Genomic DNA, 17,467 nt, shown 5'->3' with positions numbered 1-17,467 from the left:
TCAGTCCGCTTTCGGCGCCGCGGTGCTGTCCCGCAGCACCACCTGGGCGAAGGCCTCGCTGCGGTCGCGCTGCGGGCCGGGCCCCCGGAGCGCCAGACGCACCGCGGACTCGCCCATCCTGATCAGCGGCAGCCGGACGGTGCTCAGCGCCGGGGCCAGATCGGTCGCCAGCGGGATGTCGTCGAAACCGGCGACCGACATCTCGCCGGGGACGGAGATTCCTCCGGCCCGCAGTTCGGCGAGCGCCCCGGCCGCGCAGATGTCGGACAGCGCGATCACCGCCGTGGGGAGGGGAGTTCCACTCTCCCGGGCGATGTCCAGGATGCGCGCCATCGCTGCCTGTCCGCCCTCCCGGGTGAACTCGGCGTGCTGCACCATCCCGTCGGTCGGCTCCTGGCCCGCCCCGCGCAGGGCGTCCAGCACGCCGTTCAACCGGTCCGCGGACACCCACATCCGCTCGGGACCGGTGATCACTGCGAACCGGCGGTGGCCGAGCTGCTGCAACGCGTAGGTGAGGGAGGTCGCCCCCTCCTGATTGTTCACGTGCACGGTGTCGTAGTTCGGGCCGTGCTCACTGATCGCCACCACGTGGCCGCCCTGGGCCTGATAGGCCGTCAACGCCTCGTCCAGCCGCCGCCGCGCTTCCACGTCGGTGTACGCCGACCCGGCCAGCACGATCGCCCGCGCCCGATGCGCGTGCAGCATCCGGATCGCCTCCAGCTCGCGCCGCGGATCGCCGTCCGTGCTGGCCACCAGCGACAGCAGGCCCGCGCGTGCGGCGGCGTCGCCCACGCCGCGGGCGATCCCGCCGAAGTACGGATCGGCGACATCGTGCAGCAGCACCCCGATCGTCGCGCCGGTCGCCCGGGCCAACGCCTGGGCCGGCGCGTTCGGCAGGTAGCCCAGCGCCTCCGCGCTCGCCCGGACCTTCGCGGACAGCTCCTCCGTCACCGACCGGGCCGAGCCGTTCAGCGCTCGGGAGGCGGTGGCGAGCGAGACGCCGGCGTGCCGGGCGACATCTCCGAGAGTGACAGCCACCGATGCTCCTTCGTCCGCATCCTGCTCGCCGGCGATCGCCGGTAGTGCCCGGTGATCGAGGAATCAGGTTACCGCTCGCCCGAACCACCTTGACCGGGACGATGCGGCCGCCTAGCCTCGGCGGTGGAAAGCGCTTTCCAATGGTCCGCAGCGTCACTGTGGAAAGCGCTTTCCGGAAGTCGCACCAGACCTTCCCGGAGCAGTTCACGGCCCCGGCGGAGTGGAACCGGGGCCAATCCCCCGGCGCACCTCGCCCGGGCATCTTCGGGCCGCGATGGAAAGCGCTTTCCACCGCCCCCTTCGTTCGCCTCCTCGTCCGCCTCGTATCGCCCGACCCCCCGGGCTTCACCTACTGCCCGAACCACCGGTGGCCGATCGCTCGGCACCTTCAGGAAAGGAACTCCCCATGTCCCGCAGGGTCATCGGCATCGTCATGAACGGCGTCACCGGTCGGATGGGCTACCGCCAGCACCTGGTGCGCTCGATCCTGGCCATCCGCGAGCAGGGCGGGCTCCCGCTCGGCGACGGCGAGGTGCTGTGGCCCGAGCCGATCCTGGTCGGGCGCAGCGCCGCCAAGCTGGAGGAGCTGGCCGCGCGGCACGGGCTGACGCACTGGACCACCTCGCTGGACGAGGCGTTGGCCCATCCGCTGGCGGAGATCTACTTCGACGCGCAGGTCACCCCGGCCCGGGAGTCGGCGATCAAGTCGGCGATCGCGGCCGGGAAGCACATCTACACCGAGAAGCCGACCGCCGAATCCCTGGACGCCGCGCTGGAGTTGGCGCGCCTGGCCCGGGAGGCGGGGGTGTGCAACGGGGCGGTGCAGGACAAGCTGTTCCTGCCCGGCCTGCTGAAGCTCAAGCGGCTGGTGGACGGCGGGTTCTTCGGCCGGATCCTGTCGGTGCGCGGCGAGTTCGGCTACTGGGTGTTCGAGGGCGACTGGCAGAGCGCGCAGCGCCCGTCCTGGAACTACCGGGCCGAGGACGGCGGCGGAATGATCCTCGACATGTTCCCGCACTGGCGGTACGTGCTGGACGGGATCGTCGCCCCGGTCCGTTCGGTGTACGCGCATGCGGCGACGCACGTCCCGCAGCGGGTGGACGAGCAGGGCCGCCCGTACCCGGCGACGGCGGACGACGCCGCGTACGGCGTGTTCGAACTGGAGGGCGGGATCGTCGCCCAGGTGAACTCGTCGTGGGCGGTTCGGGTGGACCGGGACGAGCTGGTGGAGTTCCAGATCGACGGCACCGAGGGCAGCGCCGTCGCCGGCCTGCGCAACTGCCGTATCCAGCACCGTGCTTCGACGCCGAAGCCGGTGTGGAACCCGGACCTGCCGGCCACCGAACGGTTCCGTGAGCAGTGGCAGCAGGTGCCGGACAACGGCGAGTTCGACAACGGCTTCAAGGTGCAGTGGGAGCTGTTCCTGCGGCACGTGGCGACCGGGGCCCCGTACCAGTGGGACCTGCTGGAGGGTGCGAAGGGCGTGCAGCTCGCCGAGTTGGGCCTGCGCTCGGCGCGCGAGGGACGCCGCCTGGACGTTCCCGAGCTCAGCCTCTGACCTCCCGCTGCGCCGCGCGCCCAGCGACCCCAGCCCCCCGGCTCTCCCCTCTCCCCTCTCCCCTCTCCCCCTCTCCATCTCTCGACTCGATCGACCGACGACCACCGACCGACGACCACCGACCGACCCGCGAGGCCTGACACCATGACGCATCTCGACCTTCCCGGCATCGGCCGGTACCAACTGCGTGATCCCGAGCCGCTGCCCGTGCCGCCGGGGCCGTCCTCCTCCCGGGTGGCGTTCGCCGCCGCCCACGTGGTGGCCGATCCGCTGGGCGGCAACGCCCCGGGCGCGCCGGCCGCGGTGGACTGGGAGACCACGCTGGCGTTCCGCCACCGGCTGTGGTCGCTGGGCCTGGGCGTCGCCGACGCGATGGACACCGCGCAGCGCGGGATGGGCCTGGACTGGACCGCGACCCGGGAGCTGATCGTCCGTGCCGGGGCGGAGGCCAAGGCGGTCGGCGGGCGGCTGGCCTGCGGCGCGGGGACCGATCAACTCTCCTCGGTCGACGTCTCATTGGCTGCGGTGACGGCTGCGTACGAGGAGCAGCTGGCGGTGGTGGAGGGGTCCGGCGCCCAGCCGATCCTGATGGCGAGTCGGGCGCTGGCCGCGTCGGCGAGCGGACCGGAGGACTACCTCGCGGTGTACGGGCGGCTGATCGAGCAGTCCGAACGGCCGGTGATCCTGCACTGGTTGGGCGAGATGTTCGATCCGGCGCTGGCCGGATACTGGGGGTCGGCGGACGTCGATGCGGCGGCGGAGACGGTGCTGGAGTTGATCCGCAGTCACCCGGGGCGGGTGGACGGAGTCAAGGTCTCGCTGCTCGACGCGGGCCGGGAGGTGGCGCTGCGCCGCGAACTCCCGGCCGGGGTGCGGCTGTACACGGGTGATGACTTCAACTATCCGGAGCTGGTCCGGGGCGACGGGCTGGGGCACAGTGACGCCCTGCTCGGGGTGTTCGACCCGATCGCCCAGGTCGCGGCGGCGGCGCTGCAGGCGTTGGACGCGGGCGATCTCGCGCGCTACGACGCTCTGTTCGCGCCGACGGTGCCGCTGGCCCGGCACCTGTTCGCGGCGCCGACCTTCCACTACAAGACGGGCATCGTGTTCCTGGCGTGGCTGTGCGGCCACCAGGACCACTTCACGATGGTGGCGGGGGCGCAGAGCGGCCGGTCCGTGAGTCATCTGCTGGAGCTGTTCCGACTGGCGGATGCGGCCGGCGTGTTGGCGGATCCGGAGCTGGCGGCGGGCCGGATGCGGGAGTTCCTGGCACTGGCGGGGGTGCGGGCATGAGCGCGGGATCGGGAGTAGGCGCGCGGATCGGGTCGGGCCCGGTGGCGGCCGAGGGCTGCGAGCGGCTGTCGTTGAACCAGATCACCACCAAGGGGTGGAGTCTGGAGGAGGCGGTGCGCGGGTGCGCGACGGCCGGGATTCCGGCGATCGGCCTGTGGCGGGACAAGGTCGCGGAGACCGGCCTGGGCCGCGCGGCGCGGCTGTGCCGGGACGCCGGCCTGACGGTCAGCAGCCTGTGCCGGGGCGGGTTCCTGACCGCGGGCGACGAGTCGGCCCGTCGGGCGGCGTTCGCGGACAACCTGGCGGCGATCGAGGAGGCGGCCGAACTCGGGACCGACACACTGGTGCTGGTGGTCGGCGGTCTGCCGTCCGGCAGCCGGGACCTGGTCGGCGCGCGCCGTCAGGTCGCCGACATGATCGCTGAACTCGCGCCGCACGCGGGTGACTTCGGGGTCCGTCTGGCGATCGAGCCGCTGCACCCGATGTTCTGCGCGGACCGGGCGGTGGTCTCCACGCTCGGCCAGGCGCTCGACCTGGCCGAGCCGCACCCGGCGGACCGGGTCGGCGTCGTGGTGGACAGCTACCACGTCTGGTGGGACCCGGAGTTGGCAACCCAGCTGACCCGCGCCGGGGAGGGCGGGCGGATCGCCTCCTACCAGGTGTGCGACTGGACGCTCCCGCTCCCCGCGGATGCACTGCTCGGCCGCGGCCACGTCGGCGACGGCCACATCGATTTCGGCTGGCTGACCGACCGGGTGACCGAGGCCGGCTACCGCGGCTGGATCGAGGTCGAGCTGTTCAACGAGACGGTGTGGAGTACTCCGGGTGACCGGACCCTGGCCACGCTGAAGGAGCGCCACCGGGCACACATCGTCCGCCGCTGAACGGCACGCGGCGGGCGGACGGGGCGGGGCGGGGGTACGAGCGCGCGGGCCGACGTCGTGCGAAGAATGGTCGGACGGGATCCAGCGAGGCGGAGGTGGCGGGTGCGGGTCGTGGTGGCGCCGGATTCGTTCAAGGGGACGATCGACGCGACGGAGGCGGCGGACGCGCTGGCGGCCGGATGGCGGTCGGTGCGGACGGCGGACCGGGTGCGGTGCGCGCCGATGGCGGACGGCGGGGAGGGAACGCTCGCCGCGATCGTGTCGGCGAGCCCGGGCGCTCGGCTGGTCGAGGTGCCGGGGGTGAGCGGCCCGGACGGGCGGCCGGTGCCGGGGCGGTTCGCCTTGCTGCCGGACGGGACGGCGGTGGTGGAGCTGGCGGTGGCCAGTGGACTGCCGCTGCTGGGTGGCGAGTTGCAGCCGGTGACGGCGACCACCCGGGGTACCGGCGAGACCGTCGCGGCCGCGCTGGGCGCGGGCGCCACCCGGCTGCTGATCGGCCTGGGCGGCTCCGCGTCGACCGACGGCGGGTACGGCCTGCTGTCGGCACTGGGTGCGAGGCTGCTGGACGCCGCAGGAGCGCCGCTCCCTGACGGTCCGGAAGACCTGGACGCCGCTCTGGAGCGGGCGTCGGGCTTCGATCCCGGAGGTCTGCTCCCGTCGCCGCCCGGTGGGGTGGTGTTGCTGACGGACGTGACCAATCCGCTGCTCGGCGAACGCGGTGCGGCAGCGGTGTACGGGCCGCAGAAGGGCGCGGGCAAGCGTGAACTCCCGCTACTGGAAACGCGGTTGACGCGGCTCGCGGCGCTGCTCGGCGGCGCTCCGAGCGCACCTGGCGCGGGGGCGGCGGGTGGCACGGGGTACGGGCTGACGGCGGCGTGGGGCGCGGTGGTCGAGCCGGGCGCCTCGGCTGTCGCCGAACTGCTGGGCCTGCCGGGCCTGTTGGCACGGGCCGAGCTGCTGATCACCGGTGAGGGGCGGTTCGACGCAACCAGTCTGCAGGGCAAGGCGGTCGGCGAGGTGGTGGGGCTCGCCGACGCGGCCGGTGTCCCGTCCGTGGTGGTGGCGGGCGAATCGGCGGTCCCTGGAGTGCTGACGCTGTCCGAACTGGCGGGGTCCTCGTCCGCGGCGCGTGCCGAGCCGGCGCGCTGGCTGTACCGGGCAGGGGCCGTACTGGCGAGCCGGCAGGCTTCGGCGGCCGGTCCGATCGGGTGAACTGCGGCCGCGCCGCCCGACAATCCGTTGCCAGGCTGCCTGCCTCGGACCAGGGTGGGGCCCCATGCCCGATCGTCTCTCTCCCGACTCGCCCCACCTCCCGCAGAGCGAAGCCCGGTCGGCCTCCGACTGGTCGGAGTGGGCGGAGCTCAACCGCGCGAACTGGGACGAGCGCGTCCCCGTCCATCTCGACGGGTCGTTCTACGACATTCCGGCGTTCGTCGCGGGCGCCGCCGCCCTGCGGGACTTCGAGCTCGCCGAGGTCGGGGAGGTGACCGGAAAGCGCTTGCTGCACCTGCAGTGCCACCTCGGCCTGGACACCCTCGACTGGGCCCGCCGCGGCGCGGCGGTCACCGGCCTGGACTTCTCCGAGCCCGCCGTCGCGGAGGCGGCGAAGCTGGCGGCCCGGATCGGCGCGGACTCGGCGCGGTTCGTGGTCTCCGACGTGTACGGCGCGGTGGCGGCACTCGGCGGCGAGACCTTCGACGTGGTGTACACCGGCATGGGCGCACTGAACTGGCTGCCGGATCTGGCGGGTTGGGCCCGCACGGCAGCGGAGCTGGTGCGGCCGGGCGGGTTCGTGTACCTGGCGGAGTTCCATCCGGTGGCGGAGCTGGTGGCGGAGGACGGCCGCACGCTGGTGGAGGACTACTTCGACCGCCACCCGGCCGTCCTGGACGTGCCCACCAGCTATGCGGACCCCGACTCCCGGCTGACGGCGACCAGGACGGTGCAGTGGCGGCACGGCGTCGGCGACGTGGTCAGCGCGCTCGCGGCCGCCGGTCTGCGTCTGGAGTTCCTGCACGAGCACGCGCACGGTCACTTCGCCCTGCCGCCCGGCCCGCGGATCCCCCTGGTCTACTCGCTGCGCGCGACTCGCGCGTCCTGACCCACCGTCGGGCGCCCCGACCGTCGCCGGCTCCGCGTCCGCCCGCCTCGATGTCGGTTCCGGCCCGCCCTGGGCCGTCCTCCTCTCCCCGTCCTGCCCTGTCGCTGCCCCGCTCTCCTCTCTCCTCCTGCACCCTGCCGTCAGCGCCCGGTGAGCGTGTCGACGGCCGCGTGGACGATGTCAGGCCGGCCGAGCAGATCTGTGTTGTCGGCCCACTGGTCGACGGCGCCGATCAGTGGGAGGTCGCGCAGCTCGGGGTCGGTGACGGTGCGTCGCAGGGCCTGGGCGAAGCGGTCGGCGTGCAGGACCTGGTAGGGGCGGCTGTGGTAGGAGCGGCGGGTGGGGTCCAGGGGTTCGGTCAGGCCGAGGGAGTTGTGGGTGCGGGCGGCGCTCTCGTACGCCTCGCACAGATGGCGTTCACGGCTGGCATGGTCGGGTGCGGCGAGGGCGGCGCGCAGGGCGGGGGCGAGCGCGGGGTCGGTGTCGAGGCGGGCGAAGGCGCTGCCGAGCCATTTGCTGTACGGCGCGTAGCAGCGGTGCATCAGGAAGGCCAGACGCATCAGGTCGCGGACCAGCCGGGCGGTGACGACGGCTGCGCCGAGGTCGTCGTCGACCTCGGCGCAGCGGCCGACGAACGCCTCTTCCTGGGCGATGCGCTGCCACTGACTGGCCAGCAGGTAGCGGCGGACCTGGTCGGGGTAGTGGGCGAGGCGGGCTCGGGTCGCGGTGAGGAGGCCGAGGTCGTCGTGGAACACGGCGCCGCCGGTGAACTCGGCGAGCCGTTGCTGCGGCAGGGCGAGCCAGTCAGTGGGGGTCGGGGCGGTGTCGGTCCAGCGGGCGGCGCGGGGATCGAGGTGGGTGGTGAGCCAGCCGGGCAGGTCGTGGACGGTGACGCGGTGGTCGACGACGGGGCCGTGGGCGGGTTCGAGGTGGCTGACGGGGTTGAGCGGGTCGCCGGTGCGCCGGTAGTGGGTGGACCAGCCGCGGATCCGTCGGGGGAGGCGTTCGGCGAGGAGTTCGGTGATGGCCCGGCCGTGTCGCCGGGCGTCCTCGGGGGTGAGGAAGAGCTGCAGCCGCGGCCCCCAGTCGTGGTCGGCGGATCGCGCGGTGTCGAAGCCGAGCACTTCGGATCCGGCGCCGATCCGCGCCGCTGCGTACCGAAGCTGCGGGTAAGCGCTTTCCAGCAGGGGCCGGACCGCTTCCTCGTGCAACGCCCTCGCGAGCTCGATCCCCGACACGAAGGGCACGTCCGAAGCAGCAGACGCGGCAGGCAGGGCAGGCACGCCGGACCCGCCGGACCCGGCGGACCCGGCGGACGCGCCAGTCGCGGCGGACGGGGCGGGCTCACGGGGCGTGGTCATGCGGCCCACTGTGGCAGCGCCGCACGGCAGGATCCATCGCTTATCGGTGCCCGGCGCGTCCTCGAACACCGCGGTGTGGTGACCCTGGTCCCCGCCAGAACCTCAGCCGACGGCGGCGGGTCGCTTCCCGGGGCGGCGGGGGCGGTCGGAACCGTCGGGTGTGCCGAGGCCGCCGGGGGCGGCGGCCGAGGCGGGCGCGGCTTCGGCGGGGAGCGGGACGAGGACGGCCGTGCGGGCGACGGATGCGGGCTCCGCGGCGGGTTCCTCGGGGCGCTGCCGGATCGGCATGGCGATCAGCAGGGCGACGGTGACGAGGACGTAGGCGCTGCCGCCGAGCAGGGTTCCGAGGCTGCGGCCGTCGGGTCGCCAGAGCCACACCATGCCGCTGCAGACGACGAGTTGGATCAGCCAGGTGGCGGTGAGCAGGACGCGGCGGCGGGCGGTCCGGCGGACGTTCAGGACGGCGTCGGCGAGGACGACGAGGCCGGGGAGCATCCAGACCAGGTGGTGGACCCAGGTGATCGGGCTGACCAGGCAGCAGGCCAGGCCGGTGAGGCTGTAGGCGGCGAGGGAGTCGTGAGCTCGGTCGGCGCGGCGCAGGCGGTAGGCCCAGACGGCGAGGACGGCGAGCGAGGCGGCCACCCATAGGGAGCGGCCGGGAAGTTGGGGGCCGAGGCGGGCGATGAGTCCTTGCAGGGACTGGTTGGACATGTTGGCGAAGCCGCCGACCCGGTCGGTGTCCCACAGGGTGGCGGTCCAGAACTGCCGGGAGACCTGGGGGCCGATCAGGAAGCCGACGCCGGTGGCGGCGAGGGCGGTGGCGGTGGCGGTCGCGGCGGCCCGCCACTGACGGGTGATGAGCAGGTGGACGATGAACAGCGCGGGGGTGAGCTTGATCGCGGCCGCCAGGCCGGTGCCGATGCCGACGAGGAACGACCAGCGGCTGCCGACCAATTGCCGGTCGGTGAAGACCAGGGCGACCAACAGTAGGTTGACCTGGCCGAAGCTGAAGGTGTCGCGGACGGGGTTGGTGAGCGCGCACAGGCAGGCGGCGAGGCCGAAGGCGTACCAGCGGCACCAGTCGCGCCGGCGGGCGATCGGGTCGACCAGCCAGTACAGCAGCAGGGCGGTGGCGGCAGCGGAGAGGGCGACGCTGACGGCGACCGCGGGGTGCCAGCCGAACAGGCGCATCGGCAGCATGCAGACCGCGGCGAACGGCGGGTAGGTGAACCCGTAGACGGTGCCGGGCCGGACGTAGTCGTAGATCTGTCCGGTGTCGATCCAGTGCCGCACGGTGCCGTAGTAGACGCCGACGTCGAACCAGCCACGGTGGCCGGGTATCACGGCGAGCACGACGGCGGTGGCGAGGACCGCGAGGGTGAGGACCGCGATCCGGGCGGTGGTGGAGCCCCGCTTCAGCAAGCCAGCTGCCTTTCCTGGAAGGCCATCTGACGTTCCGCCAGAAGCACGGTGAAAGCGCCGATGGCCAGGCCGCCTGCGGTGAGCACCAACTCGGCGGAGTCGGGCCCGAATCCGTCCGGCATAACGGTGAACGCCATTATGAGACAGGCGAGTTCGGCGAGTCGGCGGGCGTTCGGGGTGCGTGCGGCGAGGGCCGCGGGGACGAGACACCACAGCGCGTACCAGGGGCGGAACGCCGGTCCGAGGGCGACCAGGGCGCCGAATCCGAGCGCCAGCGCGGCCAGCGGGTCGTGTTCGGCGCGGCCGACCCGTAGGGCGAGCAGCAGGATCGTCGCGGCGGCGAGGGCCAGGCCGAGCAGGCGGACGGTGGTCACGGTAGCGGCGGGGGCGGCGCCGGTGAGGTCGGCGAGCGTCCGACCGAAGCTGCTGGTGAGGGACCAACTGGTGGCGGTGGCCGGGGTGGTGAGGGCGGTGATCCAGCCGTAGCCGGTGCCGGCCGCGGCGGTGACGGCGGCCGTGGTGACGGCAGCCGCAGCCAGGACCTGGCCGGCGGCACGCAGGCGGCGCGGCCCGGCCCGATCGTGGGCGACCAGCCACCAGACGGCGGGCAGCGCGAGCAGTGCGGGCGCCTTGACCAGGGCGGCGGCGGTGACCAGGGCGGCGGCCAGCAGCGGGCGGCGGCGGGCGGCGGCGAGCAGGCCGCCGAGCATCAGGGCGAGCGGCGGGGCGTCGTTGTGCGCGCCCGCTATCAGGTGCAGCAGGACCAGTGGGTTGAGCGCGCCGAGGCGCAGCGCGGCGGCCGGGTCGGCTCCGATGGCACGGGCCAGGGCGACCAGCAGGGCGGCCAGCGCGGCGACCGCAAGGACGGCGGTCAAGCGCAGCAACAGCGTTCCGGCGTACGGGTGTTCGGCGAGCGGGGCGGTGGCGCGGGCGAGCAGCATGAAGCCGGGGCCGTACGGGGCGGGGGTGTCCTGCCAGACGTGCGGCACCTGCTGGGCGACGGCGCCGCCGAGCGCGGCGGGGCCGACGGTGTAGACGTCGAATCCGCTTTCCAACAGGGCGCCTTGGGCGAGGTAGCTGTAGACGTCGCGACTGAACAGCGGCGGCAGGAGCAGCAGCGGGGCCGCCCACCAGGCCAGGGTCGCGGCCAACCAGCGGGCGCGGGGCGGAGGTTGGCCGTCGGCGGGGCGGCCGAGGAGCAACCAGGCGGCGGTCAGCACCGCCAGCCCGGCGAACACCAGCACGGTGCCGGCGCCGCCGGAGGCGCGCAGGGTGGGGCCGGTGTCGGCGGCGGGCAGCGCACCGGAGGTGAGTCCGCCGCCGGCGAGCGCGAGCGAGCCCAGGAGTCCGAGCCACCGGTACCGGCTCGGGTAGGCGTTCGCGCCCGTGTTCGGCATGTCGGGAACGCTGGCAGAGCGGGGTGGCCCACGGGCGAAGAGCCTGCGTCCGTCGGGTGACCAAGGAGAGTCCGGATCGGGCGTCGGTCCGGCTGAGCTCGGGCCCCTCGTGGCGGGGCGAAAGGGCTGCTCCGGATGCCGAACCGGCCATTCAGCATGTGCACATCTGGTCTCCGTCGGCCGTCCACCTTGGGGCCAGGCGCGCAGGGGAGACATACGGGTGCCGCCCGTGGCCGCTCCGCCCGACCGGCGGATCGACACGAGCGCTCGTGTCGTTGCGTGTCGTCCCGTGCTGTCCGTCGCCCACCGTATCGCGCCCCGAGATCCCGGAGAGTCCGCCATGACCACCGCCCCCGCCCGCCCCGCCCAGTCCTCCTCGGCCCGCGGTCGTGCCACCGCTGCCGCCGATCAACAGCCGTCCTACCAACTGGCGTTCGCGCGCACCGCGGAGGACGTGCGGGCCGCCCAGCGGCTGCGCCACCAGGTGTTCGCGGACGAGATGGGCGCGGTGCTGAACTCGCCGCTGCCCGGCCTGGACGCGGACCCGTTCGACGAGTTCTGCGACCACCTGCTGGTGCGCGAGCAGCCCAGCGGCGAGGTGGTCGGCACGTACCGGCTGCTCCGTCCCGAACAGGCGCGCCGCGCGGGCCGGTTGTACTCGGACACCGAGTTCGACCTGGCCCGGCTCGGCGGGCTGCGGGACGGCATGGTGGAGGTCGGCCGGTCCTGCATCGCCGAGCCGCACCGCGGCAACGGCGCGGTGATCAACCTGATGTGGGGCGGCATCGCCCGCTACATGACGGCCACCGGCAACGCCTGGCTGGCGGGCTGCTGCTCGGTGCCGCTGGCCGACGGCGGGGCCACCGCCGCGGGCGTGTGGGACGCGGTGTCGGCCAAGCACCTCGCCCCGCAGGAGTACCGGGTGGCGCCGCTGCGCCCGTGGTCGGCGGAGGGCGTGGCCCGGCAGGGCCGTACGCCGGTGCCGGCGCTGCTGCGCGGCTACCTGCGGCTGGGCGCGTGGGTGTGCGGCGAGCCCGCGTACGACCCGGACTTCAACGTGGCGGACCTGTACGTCCTGCTGTCGCTGGAGCGCACCGACCCGCGGTACCTGCGGCACTTCCTGGCCGCCGCGGCCGACCTGCCGATCTCCGCGATCATCGGCAACTCCGGTACGGCCGGCGGCACTTCCGCGGGCGCGAGCGGAACGGCGACGGCGGCATGAGTGCCTGGCTGCCGACCGCGCCGTGCACGCCCGGCGACTGCGTGACGGTCGGCGGACCTCGGGTCGCCGTGCCGCAGCGCGTGCTGCGGCTGGCGGGCTGCCTGTCCGTGCTGGTCGCCGGAATCCTGGCGGTGCCGCTGGTCCGCGCGCTGTCGTGGCTGCCGGCCGAACGGCTGGCGCGCTGGTGGGCGCGGCTCCTGCTGGCCACCCTCGGGGTCCGGGTGCGGCCGATCGCGGTACCCGGGAAGCAGCTCGGCGGATCGCTGCTGGTCGCCAACCACATCTCCTGGCTGGACATCCTGCTGGTCGCCGCCGTCCGTCCCGGCCGGATGCTCGCCAAGACCGAGGTCGGCCGCTGGCCGGTGCTCGGCCCGGTGACCTCCTGGGGCGGCACCATCTTCATCGACCGGGACCGTCTGCGGGCGCTGCCCGAGACCGTCGACCGGATCGCGGCGGCGCTGCGCCGGGGCGAGCGCGTGGTGGTCTTCCCCGAGGGCAGCACCTGGTGCGGCCGCGGCGGCGGACGGTTCCGCCCGGCGCTGTTCGAAGCCGCGGTGCGCGCCGACGTGCCCGTGCAGCCGCTGACGCTGCGCTACCGCACGGCCGACGGGCCGAGCACCGCGCCGGCGTTCGTCGGCGAGGACGGGCTGCTCGCCTCGCTCTGGCGCGTGGTGTCGGTGCGCGGCCTGGCCGCGGAGGTCGAGTTCCTCCCGCAGTTGCCGCCCGCGCTGTTCCCCGGGCGCCGTCAACTCGCCGCCGCCGCACAGCGCGTGGTGGACCGGCAGCGCTACACCGACGGCCTGCCGGACGTCCCCGACTGCGCGAGCTGCTCGGTGAACGCCCACCCCGCGGAGCGTCCGGTGCGCACCCCCGGCGAGCCGCTGCGCCGGATCCCGCTCCAGGGCGTCACGCCGGAAGGCGCCGGGAGCGGAACGACGCGCGCCGGGAGCGGGACGACGACGAGCCGGGACGGAGACCCGGTCGAGGCACGACGCTAGCCTCCGGACATACGGACCCACGGGCATCCGGGTATCCGGGCATCCGCGCTAGGACGCGGAGAGATCCGATATCCGCTGGGCCAACAGGTGGTAGGAACTCTGGGCCTCGATGACCTCGCTGAGCTTGGCGCCGCCGGTGAGCGAATCGGTGTTCTGGGTGCAGTTGGTGGCCGCGGTCTGCGCCCGGTCGAGGGTCTCCTGCCACAACGACTGCGCGGTCTTGTCGGGTATCGCCCGGTACGCCTTCGCCGCCTTGATGTCGTCGAGGACGTGTCGGCAGCGGTCCGTCACCTCGGGCGACCCTCCGGTGGCACCCAGCAACGCCTGGATGTCTTTGCCGATCAGCACGACCTGGTCCTTGCCGCCCTTATCGGACCAGCTCTTCCACGTCTTCCCGTCATCGGAGGAGCAGGCGGCCAGGCCGCCTGCCAGGAGAACGGCAAAGACCACCGCAACAGGGCCGCGTCGGGCCGAACGCCGTTGCTGCGCAAGGTTCATGGGCACTTCCTTCCGTTGGAGGCTCGGACAACTGCCATTCTGGCAGTCGGCTCTGACACTGCGTCAGCCCATTGACCTCGGCCCGGAGGCCCGCGAGCTGCCTGCCGAACGGCTCCGCGCCGGCCGACGGCGCAGGGGCCGGCTCGCGCCGCGGCGGGCCGCGTCCGGCGATCCTGATCATCGACGCAGGTCACCGCCGCGGGGCGCGGGCGGGGTCGCCCGGCTGCCGCGCCGGGCGGGGCGGGCGGCTCCCGTATGATCGGGCGGGTTCAGAGAAGGCAAGGAGGTGCTCGATGCAGGTGGACGAGGAAGCCGTGGGCGCGGTGCTGAACCGGCTGCGCCGGGCGCAGGGCCAGCTGACCGGCGTGATCGCGATGATCGAGGCCGGGCGGGACTGCAAGGACGTGGTAACGCAGCTCGCCGCCGTCTCGCGGGCGCTGGACCGGGCCGGCTTCAAGATCCTGGCCAGCGGCATGCGCCAGTGCCTGGCCTCCGGGGACGAGAACACCCCGCCGATGACCGAGGCGGAACTCGAGAAGATGTTCCTCACCCTCGCCTGACCGCGCCCGCGCCCACCCGCCCCGGGGATCGGCCTGGCACGACTGTCGGCCGGGTTCGACGAGACGCATGAAAGCGCCTCCCCGAACGGCGTCGGGCGGGGTCGTGGCGGCCCGGCCCGGCACCGAACGGGAAAGCGCTTCCCGCAGGCTTCGGCGCGGCGGCTCAGGCGAGGGCCAGGAAGAGCTTCTCCAGCTCTGCCTCGCTCATCGGCGCACCGCCCTCCTCCGCCTCGGCCATGCACTGCCGCATGCCGCTGGCGACGATCTTGAACCCGGCGCGGTCCAGCGCCCGCGACACCGCTGCGAGCTGCGTCACCACGTCCTTGCAGTCGCGGCCGGCCTCGATCATCGCGATCACTCCGGCCAGTTGGCCCTGCGCCCGGCGCAGCCGGTTCAGCACTGCGCCGACGGCCTCGTCGCCCACCTGCATGAGGCTCCTCCTCGTCCTCGACGGGCGGCCCGCCCGGGCTGCCCGCCCCCGTTGTGTCCGCCACCTGGCGTGACGATCAGCTCATACCCCCGCCGGTATCAACCCGACCGTCGGGCCGGGCATTCCCCCTCAAGACGGCCCGGCCGACCGCCCGAACCGGCTCAGACCGCGGACTCCCAGGCGCCGTAGCCGCCCAGCAGGTCGGAGGTCTGCGGGTGACCATGGTGACGCAGCAGGCTGGCGGCGATGGAGGACCGGTGGCCGCCGGCGCAGTGCACGACGACGGGGCGGTCCTGCGGCATCTCGGCGATGCGCTGCGGCAGTTCGGCCAGCGGGAGGTGCACCGAGCCGGGGATCAATCCGCCTGCGCGCTCGCCCTCGCCGCGCACGTCGACCACCAACGGCGGCTCGCTGCCTGCGAGTTCGGCCCGCAGGTCGGCGACGGTACGGCGCGGGGCCTGGCGCATCTGCTCGGGGACGGAGCGGAACGTCTGCTCCGGGTCGGCGAGGTAGCCGGCGACGCGGTCGAAGCCGATCCGGGCGAGACGGGTGACGGTCTCCTGCTCGCGACCCTCGGGGGCGACCACCAGCAGCGGCCAGGCCGGGTCGAGGACGGTGCCGGACTGCTCGGCGAAGCGGCCGTCGGCGGGGACGTTGATGGCGCCGTCCAGGTGCCCGGCCGCGAACGCGACCGGGTCGCGGGCGTCGACCACGACGGCGCCCGCGGCACGCCGGCCGAGGAAGGCGTCGGCGTCCAGCGGGCCGGCGAGTGCGGCGGCGTCGAACAGTTCGCGCTCGCGGCGGTTCAGGTCGGCGTCGTAGCCGAAGTAACCGGGCGCGGCGGGCTGCCCGGCGGTGACGATGGCCACGAACTCGTCCTCGGTCATCGGCGCGCAGGCGTAGTTGGTGACCCGCTGCTGCCCGATGGTGGAATGCCGCTCGGTGGACAGGTTCTTCCCGCAGGCGGAGCCGGCGCCGTGCGCGGGGAGCACCCGGACCTGGTCGTCCAGGGCCATCAGCTTGTGCTGGACGCTGTCGTACAGCATCCGGCCGAGCTGGTCGGCGGTGACGCCGACGGAGGCCAGCAGGTCGGGGCGGCCGACGTCGCCGATGAACAGGGCGTCGCCGGTGAGGACGCCGTACGGGACGGCGTCGTCGGCGCGTTCACGGACCAGCACGCTGATCGACTCGGGGGTGTGGCCGGGCGTCTCCAGGATCTCCAGGACCACCTCGCCGAGGCTGATCCGCTCACCCTCGGCGAGCTTGCGGATCGGGTACTCGGTCTCGGCGCGCTTGCCGTAGCCGATCCAGGCGCCGGTGCGGGCGGCCAGTTCGAGGTGGCCGGAGAGGAAGTCCGCGTGGAAGTGGGTGTTGATGACGCCCTCGACCGTGAAGCCGCGGGCCTCGGCCTCCGCGAGGTACTCGTCCACGTCCCGGCGCGGGTCGACCACCACGGCACGGCCGGTGGTCTCGTCCGCGATCAGGTACGAGGCCTGGGAGAGGCAGTCGAGGTAGTACTGGGCGAAGAACACGGGTGTCCCCATCTCTGCGTCGGCCGGGCGCGCTCGGGGCGCGCCGGAGGGTGGTCGCCGTCCGGGGCGTCCGGGCGGACACGCACACGGATATCGATACCCCCATAGGTATTATCCCAGGTAGTTCTCGGCCATCGGGCTATCCCGGGCCGATACCGGTGGGGGTATATGCTCGAGACCAACGATATACCCCCACCGGTATCTTCCCGGGATGGCCGACCGCCTCCGGGGGGCCGGCGAACTCCCTCAAGTACCGCCCCGCGATTGCCAGGAGGACACCGTGGCCTGGACCCCTCAGCCCGCGCCCGCCCAGATCGACCCCGCCGAGGCGCATCGCCTGGCCGCCGCCGGCGAGGTGCTGCTGCTCGACGTCCGCGAGCCCGCGGAGTACGCCGAGGTGCACGCACCCGGCGCCTTCCTCCTCCCGCTCCCCGGCCTCGCCGCCGGAGAGGGTCCGGCAGACCTCGCGCGGGCCGCGGCGGACGGGCGGCCGGTGCTCGCGGTGTGCCGTTCCGGGAACCGTTCGATGCTGGCCGCCGAGCTGCTGAGCGCGCGCGGGGTGCCGACGGCGAACGTGGTCGGCGGGATGCGCGCCTGGGCGCTCGCCGGGCTGCCCGCGCACCGGGGCGAGTGTCGCTGCGGCGGAGCGATATGACCACCGTGCTGCTCGCGCTGGCCGCGGGCGCGGTGGTCGGGTTGGCGCTCGGCGGGCTGGGCGGCGGCGGCAGCATGCTCGCCGTCCCCGCGCTGATCTACCTGATCGGGCTGACCCCGGGCACCGCGAGCACCGCCAGCCTGCTGATCGTCGCCGTGACCTCGCTCACCGGACTGGTCGCCCACGCCCGGGCCGGCCGGGTCCGCTGGCGCAGCGGCCTGCTGTTCGGCGCCGCCGGACTCCCGCTGGCCGCACTCGGCGGAGCACTCTCCCGCCACCTGCCCGGACCGGCCCTGACCACCGCGTTCGCCCTCCTTGCCGGGCTGGCCGCGTGGCGCATGCTCGCCGCGGGCCGCAACCGCCCCGGCTGCCCCGGCCGCGCCGCCGGATCCACTGACTCCGGCTGCCCCGAGCACCGCCCGCACCCCACGACGGCAACCGCTTTCCCGCTGCCCGACGGAACGGCGTACCTCGCGACGGCTGCCACTACCGCCGCCGGTTCTCCCCCGTCAGGCGGA

The 17,467-nt window shown here is 73.9% G+C and carries 16 protein-coding genes and 1 pseudogene; 10 read left to right on the top strand and 7 right to left on the bottom strand.

Going from position 1 to position 17,467, the window contains the following annotated elements; genetic code table 11:
* On the bottom strand, positions 1–1,038 hold the full coding sequence (locus tag BX266_RS31655; protein WP_259464948.1) for a LacI family DNA-binding transcriptional regulator: 1,038 nt from the start codon (positions 1,036–1,038) through the stop codon (positions 1–3).
* A 406-nt stretch (positions 1,039–1,444) separates the two neighbouring features.
* Here BX266_RS31655 and BX266_RS31650 point away from each other — a divergent pair, with 406 nt between their 5' ends.
* The 5 genes from BX266_RS31650 to BX266_RS31630 all read left to right on the top strand — a co-directional run bounded on the left by BX266_RS31650 (position 1,445) and on the right by BX266_RS31630 (position 6,874).
* A complete protein-coding gene (locus tag BX266_RS31650; protein WP_099905486.1) occupies positions 1,445–2,596 on the top strand; it encodes a Gfo/Idh/MocA family protein in 1,152 nt (383 codons plus the stop codon).
* A gap of 144 nt (positions 2,597–2,740) precedes the next feature.
* Entirely contained in the window at positions 2,741–3,889 is a 1,149-nt protein-coding gene (locus BX266_RS31645; protein ID WP_099905484.1) for a dihydrodipicolinate synthase family protein, read from the top strand.
* A complete protein-coding gene (locus BX266_RS31640; RefSeq protein ID WP_099905482.1) occupies positions 3,886–4,773 on the top strand; it encodes a sugar phosphate isomerase/epimerase in 888 nt (295 codons plus the stop codon). Before BX266_RS31645 ends, BX266_RS31640 begins: the two co-directional genes overlap by 4 nt.
* 102 nt (positions 4,774–4,875) lie before the next feature.
* Positions 4,876–5,985 carry a glycerate kinase gene (locus tag BX266_RS31635; RefSeq protein ID WP_259464947.1) on the top strand — a complete coding sequence of 370 codons (1,110 nt, stop codon included), beginning with the start codon at positions 4,876–4,878 and terminating at the stop codon, positions 5,983–5,985.
* Between the two features lie 64 nt (positions 5,986–6,049).
* Positions 6,050–6,874 (top strand): bifunctional 2-polyprenyl-6-hydroxyphenol methylase/3-demethylubiquinol 3-O-methyltransferase UbiG, encoded by an 825-nt coding sequence (locus BX266_RS31630; protein ID WP_099905478.1) that lies wholly within the window; start codon positions 6,050–6,052, stop codon positions 6,872–6,874.
* Between the two features lie 140 nt (positions 6,875–7,014).
* Here the strand turns inward: BX266_RS31630 and BX266_RS31625 are convergent, their stop codons facing one another.
* The 3 genes from BX266_RS31625 to mptB all read right to left on the bottom strand — a co-directional run bounded on the left by BX266_RS31625 (position 7,015) and on the right by mptB (position 11,054).
* Positions 7,015–8,121: a DUF4037 domain-containing protein gene (locus BX266_RS31625; protein WP_259465179.1), complete on the bottom strand. Its 1,107-nt coding sequence runs from the start codon at positions 8,119–8,121 to the stop codon at positions 7,015–7,017.
* Positions 8,122–8,337: 216 nt separating this feature from the next.
* On the bottom strand, positions 8,338–9,657 hold the full coding sequence (locus BX266_RS31620) for a glycosyltransferase 87 family protein (protein WP_099905474.1): 1,320 nt from the start codon (positions 9,655–9,657) through the stop codon (positions 8,338–8,340).
* Entirely contained in the window at positions 9,651–11,054 is a 1,404-nt protein-coding gene (gene mptB, locus BX266_RS31615) for a polyprenol phosphomannose-dependent alpha 1,6 mannosyltransferase MptB (RefSeq protein ID WP_099905472.1), read from the bottom strand. The genes BX266_RS31620 and mptB overlap by 7 nt, the downstream gene beginning before the upstream one ends.
* A 340-nt stretch (positions 11,055–11,394) precedes the next feature.
* On the opposite strand from mptB, the gene BX266_RS31610 reads away from it, so the two are divergent.
* Positions 11,395–12,276 (top strand): GNAT family N-acetyltransferase, encoded by an 882-nt coding sequence (locus BX266_RS31610; protein ID WP_099905470.1) that lies wholly within the window; start codon positions 11,395–11,397, stop codon positions 12,274–12,276.
* Complete coding sequence (locus BX266_RS31605; protein WP_099905468.1) at positions 12,273–13,274, top strand: 1-acyl-sn-glycerol-3-phosphate acyltransferase; 1,002 nt, start codon at positions 12,273–12,275, stop codon at positions 13,272–13,274. The genes BX266_RS31610 and BX266_RS31605 overlap by 4 nt, the downstream gene beginning before the upstream one ends.
* Positions 13,275–13,322: 48 nt before the next feature.
* On the opposite strand, the gene BX266_RS31600 is transcribed toward BX266_RS31605, so the two are convergent.
* Positions 13,323–13,772 carry a hypothetical protein gene (locus BX266_RS31600; protein ID WP_099905466.1) on the bottom strand — a complete coding sequence of 150 codons (450 nt, stop codon included), beginning with the start codon at positions 13,770–13,772 and terminating at the stop codon, positions 13,323–13,325.
* A 293-nt stretch (positions 13,773–14,065) separates the two neighbouring features.
* Between BX266_RS31600 and BX266_RS31595 the strand changes: the two genes are divergently transcribed.
* Positions 14,066–14,332, top strand: a complete 267-nt coding sequence (locus BX266_RS31595) for a metal-sensitive transcriptional regulator (RefSeq protein WP_099905464.1) — start codon at positions 14,066–14,068, stop codon at positions 14,330–14,332.
* A 163-nt stretch (positions 14,333–14,495) separates the two neighbouring features.
* Here the strand turns inward: BX266_RS31595 and BX266_RS31590 are convergent, their stop codons facing one another.
* Both BX266_RS31590 and BX266_RS31585 read right to left on the bottom strand, forming a co-directional pair.
* Complete coding sequence (locus tag BX266_RS31590) at positions 14,496–14,762, bottom strand: metal-sensitive transcriptional regulator (RefSeq protein ID WP_014139904.1); 267 nt, start codon at positions 14,760–14,762, stop codon at positions 14,496–14,498.
* A gap of 161 nt (positions 14,763–14,923) precedes the next feature.
* Positions 14,924–16,294: a rhodanese-like domain-containing protein gene (locus BX266_RS31585; RefSeq protein WP_099905462.1), complete on the bottom strand. Its 1,371-nt coding sequence runs from the start codon at positions 16,292–16,294 to the stop codon at positions 14,924–14,926.
* A 280-nt stretch (positions 16,295–16,574) separates the two neighbouring features.
* Here BX266_RS31585 and BX266_RS31580 point away from each other — a divergent pair, with 280 nt between their 5' ends.
* A complete protein-coding gene (locus BX266_RS31580; RefSeq protein ID WP_259464946.1) occupies positions 16,575–16,949 on the top strand; it encodes a rhodanese-like domain-containing protein in 375 nt (124 codons plus the stop codon).
* Positions 16,946–17,341, top strand: a pseudogene (locus BX266_RS41295) (TSUP family transporter); the annotation flags it as partial. The gene BX266_RS31580 and the pseudogene BX266_RS41295, both read left to right, overlap by 4 nt.
* Positions 17,342–17,467: the final 126 nt, after the last annotated feature.

The organism is Streptomyces sp. TLI_171 (genome assembly GCF_003610255.1).
Classification (GTDB): domain Bacteria; phylum Actinomycetota; class Actinomycetes; order Streptomycetales; family Streptomycetaceae; genus Kitasatospora.
The sequence above is the reverse complement of the archived record's forward strand: the minus strand, read 5'-3'. Positions and strand labels throughout refer to the sequence as shown.